This is a genomic window from Methylobacterium sp. A54F, from assembly GCF_053346035.1.
Genome location: NZ_JBKFBF010000004.1, coordinates 81916 through 94776 on the forward strand (window position 1 = coordinate 81916; position 12861 = coordinate 94776).

Consider the following 12861-nt stretch of genomic DNA (forward strand, 5'->3'; position numbering starts at 1 on the left):
GGTCAGGCGAAGAAGCTCGCATTGACCTGCGCCGCCTGCAGGCCGGAGAGCTCGACGGTGCCGCCGCCCGAGAGCGTGAGGAGCGCGTAGCCGTCGGCCGCCGTGCCGACCGCGTAGGTCTGGCCGTTCAGCCGGATGCGGTCGCCCTCGCCCGCGTTGAAGCCGAGGATCAGGTCCGCGCCCGAATTGGCGTTGAAGCTGTAGACGTCCGCGCCGGCATCGCCCGAGAGGACGTCGTCGCCGAGATCGCCGCAGAGGACGTCGTTGCCGGCCCCGCCCCAGAGGGTATCGTTGCTCTGGCCGCCGAACAGCGTGTCGTTGCCGGCATTGCCGTAGACGACATCGACGCCGAAGTTGCCGAACACCATGTCGTCGCCGTCGCCGCCGGAGACGAGGTCGTTGCCCTGGCCGCCGTAGACGCTGTCGTTGCCGGCGCCGCCGTCGAGCACGTCCTCGCCCTGGTTGCCGAACACGAAGTCCGCGTCCGCGCCCCCGTTGGCGTAATCGTTGCCGAGGCCGCCGAACAGCGTGTCGGCGCCGATGCCCCCCGACAGCGTGTCGTTGCCGCCGTTGCCCATCAGGAGGTTCGCGGCGTCGTTGCCCGTGAGCACGTCGTTGCCCGAGCCCGTGAACCCGTTCTCGATGAGCGAGGCCGCGCTGCCCTGGTACTGCAGGGCGTTGTAGACGTTGCCCTGCGCCGTGCGACCGCCGCCGAGGTTGGCGAGCTGCGTGCCGAAGTTGGTGTCGCCGCCGGGCGTCAGGTCGAGGTTGATGTTGGTGGCATAGTTCGACAGGTCGTAGGTGTCGGTGCCCCCGCCGTCCCAGACCGTCTCGAAGACGCGGTTCGCCGCGCCGCCGACGCCGCCGCCCGGCGCGCCCTGGCCGACACCGTTGATCGACATCTCGCCGGTGCCCGGGTTCCAGGTGTAGGTGGAGTTGCCGGCATTCGTCGAGTAATTCGCGCCGTAGAGCTTCTGCAGTGCCGCGATGTCGTACATCATCAGCGTCTGCGCGTAGTCGTAGCTGCCGTTGGTGTAGCCCGAGCTCGACTGGCCCACGTAGGAGTTGTAGCTCATCACCGTGTATTCCATCGCATCCCGGTCGGCCGGCACGGCGCCGTTGCCGCTGGTGTCGAAGGAATGCTTGAGCCCCATGGCGTGGCCGAGCTCGTGGATCGTGGTGAGCCAAGCGTAGCTGCCCACGGTCGGTGCGGTGTAGTTGTAGCGCGTGCCGAACCAGACATCCCCGCTCGCATTGTAGCTGCCGGGATAATACGCGTAGGCCGTCGAGGGCGAGCTGCTCTGGGCAAGCTGGATGTCGGACGATCCGGCGTTCCCCTGACGGATCGTCAGGTTGATGACGCTCTCATAGGAACCGTAGCGGAACTGCGAGCCGGTCCCCTCGAGCACCGAGCGGACCGCATCCTGCTGCTGCGCCGAGATGGCCGCGAAGCCCGAGGCCGTCGGCTCGTTCGTGGAGGTGTAGTTCGAGGCGTAGTTCCCGCTCGACGTCGGGAAAGCATAGGTGACGGTGGCGCTCGTCCAGCGGGAACCGGAGAGAAGGCCGTCCACGTACTGACTGCCGGTCGCCGCACCCGCCGCCGGCTCGAGCGCGGCAGCCACGTAGGACGAGCCCGCGACCTGGGCGCTCGACGGATACCCGAAAACCGACGCGCCAGCCTGGCAGAAGATGCACATGACCCTGTCCCTGTGGAATTGCTTTGTTGGGACAGAAGTTGATCCAAAGATCTGACCGAGATCTTTATGCGATTACGTACAATTTTTGTTAAGTTTGCGCGATCTGAAGCGATAGAATGAAGGCCGATTGAATTGGATAATGCGACATTTACAGGAAATGATCGTTTCGATTTGGAAGGGATAACGGCAGCTGGAGAACCGTGGTTGAGGAAGCCTTGCGGCTGCCGCCGCTTCCACGGGGGGCGCCGCCGCGTTAACGGTGTCGAAAGCTTTCCTAACGAGGCGTTACCGGATCTGGTACAACACCGGTCATCGAAGTCTTGGGTAGACGAAGGCCGGACAGTCCATTGGATGGTCAGGCCGAACGACCCGGAAACCGCGTGAGTTTGCGTCCATGACGAGCGTTGCGACTGCCGCGAACCTGTCCTTGACCGGCACGACCGCCGCCGAGCGTCTCACCGGTGGCGACGGCAACGACACGCTCAACGGCGCCGGCGGCGACGACACCCTGGTCGGGGGCGCCGGCAACGACGTGGCCGTCCTGGCCGGCACGCGCTCCGACTACAGGGCCAGCATCGCGCCCGGTGCCGTGCTGCTGCAGGGCCTCGGTGCGACGGTGACCTTCGAAGGCATCGAGTTCTACCGCTTCGCGGACGGAACGGTGCTCGACGCGCGGCAGCTCTTCACCAGCGAGCCGGCCGGTGGCATGGGCGACCTCGTCCCCGTCGCGGGCGGCGGAGTGGGCGCCGGGCCGACGGACGGCGCCGACAGCCTCGTGCTCGGCGACGCCGGGGGCACCCTGATGGGGCTCGGCGGCAACGACCTGCTGACGGGGGGAGCCGGGGCTGACCTCCTTTATGGGAACCGCGGCGCCGACACGCTCAGCGGCGGTGGTGGCCGCGACACACTGGCGGGCGGCCAGGACGACGACCGCCTGTTCGGCAATGCCGGCGCCGACCTCCTCTACGGCGACCTCGGAAACGACGTTCTCTTCGGCGGCCAGGGCGCCGACACCCTGTGCGGCGGCGTCGGCGACGACCGCCTCTCCGGCGACCTGGGCGACGACGTCCTGATCGGCGGGGCCGGAGCGGACACCTACCTGTTCGGTGTCAATTCCGGCCGCGACCTGATCCTCGGCTTCAGCGCGGCAGAAGGCGACCGCCTCGATTTCGGAGGCCAGAGCTTCACGCAGACCGTCACCGGGCGCGACCTCGTCGTGACCCTCGCGGGCGGCGGTGTTGTCGAGATCAGCGGCGGCGCAAATCTCGGTAATCTCACGGCCTACCTGGCGTGAGGCTCTCCCGGTGCGCGGCTAATGAGATTTAGAGATATAGACTGAGGCATTGGCGAGATGTATAAATTAATGTTTTCCCGCAAGTTAGTTATGTAAATGTTATACGTGATGTTGACTTATGAATGCTGTGTTGGTCTATGCGCCAACTGATCTGGCTTGAGTTGCCCGCGTTGACCTCAACGTTGGCTTTTCGCTGATTGGGTTCACGTTCGCGCAGACGCGCCGTGCCGCCTTCGATCGACGTACACCCTGCTGGCGACCGATCCGCATGCGTCATGTCTGGGGACCGGCGGCGATGCCGTGCTGGGTTATGTCGGTGACGACGTGGTGTTCGGTGACCTCGGCAGCGACACGCCGCGGCGGGAGTGCCGACATCGTCGTCTGAAGCGGACGCCTCTCCTGGTCCGGTCGGCCGCGGGTTCAGCGAGGCGCCTACGCGGGGTTCGACCCCATCAAGCCGAAGCGGGGGGCCCGCGCCGAGCCGTCGATGAATTCGAAGCCGCCGCCCTGGTTGAGCGTATGGAGCCGGGTGCCGGGCCAGGCCGGCCCCGGGCGCAGGACGGTCTCGACACTCTGGGCGTAGCCGTCGTCGTCCAAGCGGTCGATCCGCGCGAGGCCGAGGGCGCGACCGTACCCCTCGGTGCAGTCCTGAACCGGCCGGATCAGCGCGTCGCCGCGCCGCACGATCGCCCCTGCGGGCCGCGCGGAGGCGATGTCGACGAGCACCGGGTTCCGGGCATGGGGCGTCCAGGGCCCTCGAAAATCAGGCGCCGACCAGAGATGCAGGGCATCCGAATAGGAGCCGTTGCCGAGCGGAGCGTTGGCGCGTCCGTCGCGGATGGTCGCGAACAGCCACCAGCGGCCATCGTGCTCCAGGAGCGTGGCGTCGCTCGCCACCACTCCGGACACCAGGGTCGCCACCCGTTCCCAGCCTCCCGGAAAGGCTGTCGCACGGTAGAGATCGATCGTCTCGGCGGCCCCGCTCTCGGGGATCATCCAGACCGCGCCGTCGCGCTCGAACACGAACGGGTAGGAGAGGTGATGGGGCTCCTCCAGCACCGGTTGCGGACGGCCGACCGGACCATCGGGGCCGAACCGTACGGCCGAGACGATGCCCTTGCCGATGGCGTGGATGAACTCCTCGACGTAGAGCCAGGTCTCTCCGCGGTGCCGCACCGGGAAGGGGTCGGCATAGAATCGGCGCCCGTCGTCGGCGAGGCGGTGCCAGCCCTCGGCGGGATGATCCCGAAGGTCGATCAGGTCGGGGCCTTCGAGGTGGCGCCAGCCCACCCGCCAGTGGGGTGCCCGGTAGCAGAGATGGTACAGGCGCTGGACGATCGCGCGGGCGAGAAGGCGCGAGGCCGTTCCGGCGAGGTGCGGCAGGGTGAGCGATGGGGCCGGTATCGGACCCGCCGCGGAATCGACGGCGCGGAGCCCCGTCCGGTCCGGGTTCGCGAGGGCGGCGCCGATCAAGGTTGCGGTGCGGCTGAGCGCGTCGTCGAAGGCGGTCAGAACGCTGCCGCGCATTTCCGTGCCGAGCCGGCCGGACGCCCGCACGAGGCCGCCTTCCGTCAGTTGGGCGACCGGCGCACGTCCGGCGAGCAGGCTTGCGAGCAGGCCCGTCTCGCCGGGCCGGCCATCGAACGCGAGGCTCAGGACCCGCGTTCGTCCGCCCGCCGTCTCGTCCCCGCAGGTGTCCAGAATGAGGTCCGGCACGGTCCCGGGCTGGCGCGGCAGGGCCGCGAGGGCGTCGTGCGCCAGCGGGGCAGAAGCGGCTGGCCCCGGAAGGCGGTTGATCAGGGCTTCGAGCCGGAACAGCAGGTCGGCATTGGCGGGCCACGCATCGCGGCCCGGCCGATCGTCGATGTCGATCGTGAGGTCGGGCACGCGCTGAAGACGTTCCACCAGCATGGCGTGCCAGCGGCGCGGCTTCCGACCATCGAAGCGCAGTCTCAGATGCATGACATCCGTAGTTCTCGCAGGGGAATACGTGGCGACGGAAGGTCGCGGGCGGTCGAGTTGCAATCGTTCCATCGAGCCACCGAATGCACCCGTCCGTTGTTCTAAACGCCCCTATACGAGCGTATCATCCGTGTCATAACCCTAAAGCGAAATGAATTTTTGTCTGTTACCGCACAAAAGTGATTAACCAATAAAGCAGCAATCAGGGCATCCGAGCTTCACCGACCGCAAGCTTTGGAAAATCTCAGCGCACTTGCGCGTCTATTGCGATGCGTGCAGAGGCGACCTCCGGGGTGCCTCAATCTGAGACGATGGTGACCCCGCGTGGTACGGATCGACAGGGACATCGCTGTGGCGAGCTGGGTGGAGCCCGTGCAGGCGGAACCGTACGCACCGGCGCGGCCAGACACCGCCGCCGAGGTGGGGGATCTCTGGCGCATTCTCGTCCGCCGGCGCTGGCTCGTCCTGGCGACGGCCCTCGCCCTCGGGGCGGTCGCCCTCGCCTACGCCGTCCTGACCCCCTCGCTCTACACCGCGACGGCCCAGATCCTGATCGATCCGCGCGACCGGCAGGTCGTGACCAACGACGTCAATCCGGGCGCCCTGGCGCCCGACGGCGGCGTCGCGCAGGTGGAGAGCCAGGTGCGGGTGATCGAATCCGACGCGGTGCTCTCCCGCGCGGCGACCGAGGCGGGCCTCGACGCGGATCCCGAGTTCGGCGGTCCGAGCAACGGCCTCCTGGCGCGCCTGACGGCCCCCCTGCGCGGCCTGTTCGCGGCCGAAGCCCCCGCCGGCGATCCCCGCACGAAGGCGCTCGCCAGCCTGCGCCGCAAGCTCGCGGTGAAGCGGGCCGACAAGGTGTTCGTGATCGACGTCATCGTGACGACGACGGACCCGGACAAGTCCGCCCGCATCGTCAACGCCATCGCGAAGTCCTACCTGGCCGACCAGACCGATGCCCGCGCGACGGCAGCCGAGCGCGCCTCGGGCGAGCTGCGCGCCCGCCTCGACGACCTGCGCGCGGCGGTGAACAAGGCCGACACCCGGCTCGAGGATTTCAAGGCACAGAACGGGCTCATCACCTCGAGCGGGCGCCTCGTGAACGAGCAGCAGCTCACCGACAGCAACACCCGCCTCGTGAACGCCCGGACCCGGACCGCGGAGGCCAAGGCGCGGCTCCAGGGCATCCGCGACGCCCGCGGCCGCGTGGTCGGGTCGGGGGCGACGCCCGAGGCGGTCCAGTCCGCGGTGATCGAGCGCCTGCGGGCGCAGTACGCCGAACTCGCGAGCAAGGAGGCGGATCTGCGCACCAACCTCGGTGAGCGCCACCCCTTCATCGCGGCGACGCGCGCTCAGATGGCGGATGTCCGCCGGCTCATCGACGTCGAGCTCGGCCGCATCGGCCAGGCCGCCGAGACCGAGTACCAGCGGGCGCTCGCCAACGAGCGAAGCCTCGCCGGCGAACTCGAGCGCCTGCAGAAGAACTCCGCCCTCACCGCCCAGTCGAGCGTGCGCCTGCGTGAGCTGGAGCGGGACGTCGAGGCGAGCCGCACCGTCTACAACAACTTCCTGGTCCGCTCGCGCGAGATCAAGGAGCAGGCGGGCATCGACACCACGAACGCCCGCGTGATCACCTGGGCGCGCCCACCCCAGGAGCGCAGCTGGCCGCCGCGCATCTTCCTGATCGTCGCGGCCCTTCTCAGCGGCGCCGGCCTCGGCACGGGGTTCGCCCTGGTCCGCGAATACGCGGAGCCGACCGTGCTGTCGCAGCGGCAGCTGGAGCGGATCTCCAATGCCCCGGTGGTCGCCACCCTGCCCCGTGCGCGACGGGCCGAGGGCCCCAGCGCCACGGCGGCCGGCTCCGCCCTCGACCATCTGTTCGGGACACACCAGGCGGCGGAGCACGGACGCTCGCTCAGCATCCTCGTGACCTCGGGCGAGGCCGACGCCTCGGACCGGCGCGCGGCCATCGACCTCCTCGCGTCGGTGGCGGTCGCCCGCGGCGACCGCGTGCTGATCATCGACGCGGACCTGCGCGAGGAGCGGGCGGGCGCCGGCGGCCTCCTCGACGTGCTGCGCGGCGAGCAGAGCCTCAACGCCGTGGCGCGCCACGACACTGCCACCGGCGCACGCCGGATCGGCCTCGGCGACACCCACCGGCCCGTTCAGGACGCGCTCCTGCGCACCAACGTCGAGCGCTTCCTCGCCGCCGTGAAGGGCCGGTTCGAGCTGGTCATCCTCGACGGCGGCGTGCTGTCGGAGAACCTGCGGATCGGCCCCGTGGCCGCGGCGGCCGACAAGCTGCTGCTGATCGTCCGCAACGGCACCACCCGCCAGCGCGACCTCCTCGAGATCGTCGACACCTCCGAGGCGATCGGGCGCCCGGTCTCGGCCTCGCTCCTCTTCGACGCGAAGTCCGCCTCGTGAGATCCGGCTCGTGAGCGGGCGTGTCCTTCACGGCGGGATCGCGCGCCGATCGTCCGCGAGCGACAGTCGCCGAGGCACCCGCGCGCAGCCGGGCTTGAGCCTGTTGGCGCGCGCCGAGACCGCAGCCTTCCTGCTGATGAGCCTCGTCCTCATGGGCGTGTCGGGCGGGATGCTCTGGGTGCTCGGCCTCAACTACGACGGCCTCACCGGCTCCGCGGCCCAGAAGATCCACCCCGCGACCTACCTCGCCGTCGCGCTGTTCGGCCTCGCGCTGGCCCGCGCGGGCAATCCGGTCGCCTATCTGGCCGAGGTCGGGCGGGCCCGCCCGGCGAGCGCCTTCATCGCGCTCGTCGGCGTCGTGTTCCTCGTCTTCATCGCCGCGCGGGGCGGCACCGGGCTCGCGGGTGCCCTCGACGTCTACATGCTCGCCGGCCTCGTCGTGATCCTGATGCTCGGGCGCGACGCCCGAACCCTGCGGCGGCTGGAACTCATCGTCCACGGCACGATGCTCGCCAACGCGCTGCTCGGCTTGTTCGAGTTCGTGAGCGGCCAGCGCTTCTTCCCCTTCCGGCTCGACGGGCTGGCCTTCGAAACCGACACCCGCTCGGCCGCCCTGATGGGCCACCCGCTCGCCAACGCCACGCTCACGGCCTGCTACATCCTGGCGCTCGCCACCGGCGGTGGACGCCTGACGCCGATCCTGCGGGCCGGCATGATCGGCCTGCAGCTCGCCGCGCTCATCACCTTCGGGGGCCGCTCCGCCACCGTCGCGACGGTGCTCCTCGGCGGTGCCTACGGTTTCCTCGCCCTGAACCGCGCGCTTGCGCGGGGCCGCATTCCGATCCTCGCGGCCGCCGCCGGTGCCTTCCTGCTCACGCTGGTGCCGATCGCGGTCGGCGGGCTCGCGGTCGGCGGATTCTTCGACGCCCTCCTGGAGCGCTTCGCCTCGGACGGTGGGAGCGCCAACGCCCGTGTCGAGATGCTGGAGATCTTCCAGGACATCCCCTTCCGCGACCTGCTGGTCGGGCCGGATGCGACGCTGATCGATACCCTGCGGCGGATGTACGGGCTCGAATGGGGGATCGAGAACCCGATCGTCCGGACGCTGCTCTACCACGGCGTGTTCATGACGGTCCTGCTGATCGTCGCGGTGGCGCTGTTCCTCACGGAGGTCGCCCGGCAGTGCCGACGGGGCGTGTGGTTGCCGATGCTGGCCTTCGTCGGTCTCGTGAACACCTTCGAGGGGCTCGGCGGCAAGTCCACGCTGCTCGCGAAGTTCGCGATGATGCTGCTGGTCCTCTACCCCGTGGCGGTCGAGCGCATCAGCGCGCCGCGGCCCCTGGCGGCATCCGCAGGCCGAGGGCGTCGATGAGGGCGGGGTCGAGGCTTCGGGCGCCGGCGGAGGGTGCTGCGTCCGTCCGGGTGAGGCCGAAACCGTCGAAGTAGTTCCAGAACGCCCAGGCGAACCCGGCCGCCTCGGCTGCCTCGCGGACGTCTCGCACGTAGCGCGCCCGGTCGGGCGCGTGCGAGGCCACGTAGGTGGCATCGCTGCGCAGCGCGCCGAACTCCCCGAGCAGGATCTCGCCGGGCGCGATGCCGTAGAGCTCCGCCCAGGTCCGGACATCGGCGAGGCCGCGCGCGAGGTAGCCGCGATCGGGCGATGCCGCGAAGTACTCCCTGAGCTTCGCCTCCGTCTGCCGATAGGCCTCGGCCTTCGCCTCCGCGGAGGTCCCGGCGTCGTCGCGCATGCGCGCACGCACGGCCGCCAGCGTCTCGTCGAGCCGACCGGCCGAGCCCGGCCAGGGCACGCTGTTCAGCGCACGGTAGAAGGGCTCGCCCGTCATCCAGGTCGCGCCCTGATGGGTGAACAGGTAGGGCTCGTAGAAGTGGAAGGTGAACAGGACTGGTGCGAAGGCGCGCCACGGCGTCGGGTCCAGGGCCGTCAACCCCGGGGCCATGCTGCCGCAGGCGCCAGTCGCCACGAGGGTTACGGTCGGCGCGGCGCGGCGCGCCTCGGCCAGGAGGATCCGCTGAACCGCATCCCAGGCCCCTGCCCCGCAGCCCTGCGGGGGCTCGTTGACGGGTTCCAGCGCGCCCCGTGCGGGATCGAGCGCGGTCAGGCGCCGCGCGACCTCGGCCAGGAGTTCGCGGAAGGCCGGGAGCAGCGGGGCGGATGGGCCGCCGTAGAGCGCGTCCGGCCGGTAGTGATGCGTGGCGGCGTTCGCCTGCAGGTTGACCACGACGGACAGGCCCGCGGCTTGCGCGCGCCGCACCGCTGCGGCGAGTTCCGCCAGCAGGCTCGCGCGCTGCGCCCCCCGGAAGGCCAGGAACGGCCCCGGATCGACGGGGATCCGCACAAAATCGAAGCCTGCCGCAGCAAGGCTCGCCAGATCGGCGTCGCTCGGGGTGGGACGCTCGGGTTGGAAGGGCGGCCAATCGTAGTCGATGCGCGGTGCCGGAAACTCGCGGGTCAGCGAGAACCACGGCCAGAGGTTGATCCCGCGGCGCAGGCGAAGAGGCGCGGGCGCGGCTCCGGCTGCGAACGAGCCGGCGAGCGCGAGTGCGCCCGCCAGGAGCACCCTGCGGTCTGGACCCGATCGCGATTCCATTTCCCGCGCTACCGCGGGTGAGCCGGATGCGCCAGAAGGTCGATCGGGTTCACGCACGGGTGCGCCGGTCCGGCAGCGCCGCGAGCCTATCGTCGGGACCCGCCTGTCTCGCTCGCCCGGGTACCGCCGCGGCCCTGTGTGCCGCGAGCGAGACGGGTTCGCTCCGCGTCCCCTGCGCCGGCATAATCGCGTCGTCCGTCGCGGCAGCGTCCGGCAGACGTCCGGCCCCGAGCGCCGCGAGCTCTACTTCGTAGGCTCCGAGGATGTCGTCCCACGCGAAGGCGGCCGAGCGGGCCCTCGCGGCGCTCCGCGCCACGGCGAGCCGGCCGAGATCCGTCAGCACGGTCTCGATGGCCTGCGCGCAGCTGTCCCGGTCGGTGAAGTAGAGCTGCGCGTCGCCCGCTGTGCCGCGGTTGAAGACGTTGTCGTGGGCGATCACGGCGTTGCCGGCCCACAGCGCCTCGACCAGCGAGGGGTTGGTTCCTCCCACCGTGTGTCCGTGCAGGTAGGCGCGGGCGTGCAGGCGCAACGCCTGGACGGTCGCAGGTTCGTAGATCGCCCCCGGGAACAGCACCTCCGGGCCGGCCGCGGCGCGAACCGCCCGGTGATAGGCGTTGTCGGGATCGAGCTGCCCGAGCACGGCGAGGGTCATGCCGCGGGGGGCGCGCGAGAACGCCTCGACCAGGGTCAGGATGTTGTTGTCCGGCTCGATGCGGGCGATCGAGACGAGGTAGCCGTCCGGAGCGAGGCCGAGGCGCCGCAGGGGCTCGGCGGAGCGGTCCCGGATCGGCTCGCCGCCGTAGGGGATCGTCGCGATGGCGCGGCGCGGCCGGCGCGTGGCGAGGTGGTCCGCGATGCCGGGATGATCGGCCACGAGGCGGTTCGAGCTCCAGGCGGCGATCCATTCGCTCAACCAGAAGAAGGTGCGCACCGGCAGCGACCATTTCGGGCGCCGCCACTCGATCCCGTCCATGTTCGTCAGGATCTTCCGGCCGGCGAGCCGGAGGAGCGGCAGGAACACGGCACCGTTGTAGCCAAGCACGATGCAGGTGCCGCCCCGGCGCGCCGCGTCGAGGGCGCAGAACCCGTCGAAGGCGAGCGTCGCGGCGGGCCCGCGCATCGCAACCCTGACATCGATCAGCTCGACGCCCCGCCAGGTTCGTTGCGCGAAGCGCTGGTCGACGTGGTCGACATCCTCCTGGCAGTAGACGCCGACGCGCCAGCCGCGCGCGACCAGGAACAGCGCAAGCTTTTCCGCGAACGTCTCGAAGCCGCCGTGCGAGGCCGGGATGCCGCGCGTTCCGAGGATCAGGACGGATGGCCTCAGATCCGGCATGCCGGCCTCCTTCTCGTCATGGCTAGCATTCGTCCTACGCATGGAGTGTTACCGTCCGGTCACCGGCGACTACAACTTTTGGTTGGATTGTCTCAGGCGGGATCAGCTCCCTATACCTCGGCGTCGACTTAGATCGACGTTCATATTTGCGTAGTAGCGTGCCAACGTTCCCGCATGTGCCGGGTTGGCGCGCAAGGTTCCCGAAATGAAACGGATCACCTGCGTCCATCAGGGGCATGAGCTGTACGGCTCGGACAGAAGCTTCTGCGAGACCGTGCAGACTATCCGCGCCGCTTATCCTCAGGCTTGGATCGACGTGATCCTTCCGCGGCGCGGCCCGATCTGCACGTTGCTGGAACCCTTCGTCTCCCGCATCGTGATCGAGCCGGTGTGGGTGTTGCGCAGGAAGAACCTCGCGCGCCTCGCCACCGTGGGCCTCGCGGCGCTGCCGCTCGCCGTGGCGCGGGCCATGTGGCGCATCGGGGACAGCGACCTCGTCTACGTGAACACCACCGTCGTCGCCGACTACCTACTCGCCGCCCGCTTCGTTCCGGGCCGGACGGTGGTGCACGTCCACGAGATCCCGCAGGGGCCGACCTTGCAGGTGCTGCGGGGGCTGATACGTTGGAGCCGCGCCAACGTCATCTTCAACTCGCGGGCGACGCAGAAGGCCTTCGGACGGTCGCCCGAAGCCGCGACCCGCGTAGTCTACAACGGGATCGCAGGTCCGGCGGAGGCGAACGGTACTACCTACGATGGTAGTCGCCCGCTACGCCTGCTGATGCTCGGGCGAATCAGTCGCATCAAGGGGCAGGACGTGCTGGTCGAGGCCATCCGCCGCCTCCCGCTCGCCCTGCGTGACCGGCTCGAAGTCAAAATCGTCGGCAGCGCCTACGAGGACGAGGCGCGCGAGCGCGCCCTCGCGGATCAGGTGGCGGCGGCCGGCCTCTCGCGGCAGGTCAGCCTGTCCCCGTTCGTGGACGACCCCTCCGCCCTCTACCGCTGGGCAGACGTCGTCACCGTGCCGTCCCAGCTTCCGGAATCCCTCGGCCGCGTGGCGATCGAGGCCTTGTCCTACGGCGTACCGGCGCTCGTCTCGCGGATCGGCGGCCTCACCGAGGTCGTAGAGGACGAGCGGTCGGGCTGGGTCGTGCAGCCGGGCGACACCGACGCGCTCACGGTGACGCTCGCGCGCATCATCAGGGATCCGGAGAGCTGGGCCTCCTATCCGGCCGCGGCCCGTTCCCGCTACGAGACGGTCTTCGGGCCCGACAGCGTCGCGGACGGGATCGCCGCGATGATTCGCCTGACGGAACAGTCCAGCCTCGCTGCGCCGCAGGGCCGGCTGGATCCGCTCGCAGCGCCGCCTCGCTCGGCCGAACGCTGATGTGCCCTTCGCTGAAATCCGGGCGTGCTCCTTTGAACCCGTAATGATCCTGCAATGATCGTTAACGAAACCCAGCGAAAAGACTGAATTAACCGGAGTTTCCGGTCCGCTGAGGCAATGCTGGGTGCGATCCGACCCGCGGCCGGTGG

The 12861-nt window shown here is 69.6% G+C and carries 8 protein-coding genes; 4 read left to right on the forward strand and 4 right to left on the reverse strand.

Features of this window, described 5'->3' with window-relative positions; all coding sequences use genetic code 11:
• Nucleotides 1-2: 2 nt before the first annotated feature.
• The gene (locus tag ACLBXP_RS08510; protein WP_447667200.1) at nt 3-1697 is read right to left on the reverse strand and encodes a M10 family metallopeptidase C-terminal domain-containing protein; all 1695 of its coding nucleotides are present in this window, start codon (nt 1695-1697) and stop codon (nt 3-5) included.
• A gap of 427 nt (nt 1698-2124) precedes the next feature.
• Between ACLBXP_RS08510 and ACLBXP_RS08515 the strand changes: the two genes are divergently transcribed.
• Complete coding sequence (locus ACLBXP_RS08515; protein WP_447667201.1) at nt 2125-2991, forward strand: calcium-binding protein; 867 nt, start codon at nt 2125-2127, stop codon at nt 2989-2991.
• A gap of 432 nt (nt 2992-3423) precedes the next feature.
• On the opposite strand, the gene ACLBXP_RS08520 is transcribed toward ACLBXP_RS08515, so the two are convergent.
• Nucleotides 3424-4953 (reverse strand): glucosamine inositolphosphorylceramide transferase family protein, encoded by a 1530-nt coding sequence (locus ACLBXP_RS08520; RefSeq protein WP_447667202.1) that lies wholly within the window; start codon nt 4951-4953, stop codon nt 3424-3426.
• A 324-nt stretch (nt 4954-5277) separates the two neighbouring features.
• Between ACLBXP_RS08520 and ACLBXP_RS08525 the strand changes: the two genes are divergently transcribed.
• A complete protein-coding gene (locus ACLBXP_RS08525; protein WP_447667203.1) occupies nt 5278-7380 on the forward strand; it encodes a GumC family protein in 2103 nt (700 codons plus the stop codon).
• Between the two features lie 94 nt (nt 7381-7474).
• On the forward strand, nt 7475-8752 hold the full coding sequence (locus ACLBXP_RS08530; protein WP_447667204.1) for a VpsF family polysaccharide biosynthesis protein: 1278 nt from the start codon (nt 7475-7477) through the stop codon (nt 8750-8752).
• Here ACLBXP_RS08530 and ACLBXP_RS08535 read toward each other — a convergent pair.
• A complete protein-coding gene (locus ACLBXP_RS08535) occupies nt 8703-9989 on the reverse strand; it encodes a cellulase family glycosylhydrolase (RefSeq protein ID WP_447667205.1) in 1287 nt (428 codons plus the stop codon). The genes ACLBXP_RS08530 and ACLBXP_RS08535 overlap by 50 nt on opposite strands.
• Before the next feature lie 49 nt (nt 9990-10038).
• Entirely contained in the window at nt 10039-11325 is a 1287-nt protein-coding gene (locus tag ACLBXP_RS08540) for a DUF1972 domain-containing protein (RefSeq protein WP_447667206.1), read from the reverse strand.
• A gap of 205 nt (nt 11326-11530) precedes the next feature.
• Here ACLBXP_RS08540 and ACLBXP_RS08545 point away from each other — a divergent pair, with 205 nt between their 5' ends.
• Nucleotides 11531-12712, forward strand: coding sequence for a glycosyltransferase (locus ACLBXP_RS08545; protein ID WP_447667207.1), 1182 nt, complete (start codon nt 11531-11533; stop codon nt 12710-12712).
• Nucleotides 12713-12861: the final 149 nt, after the last annotated feature.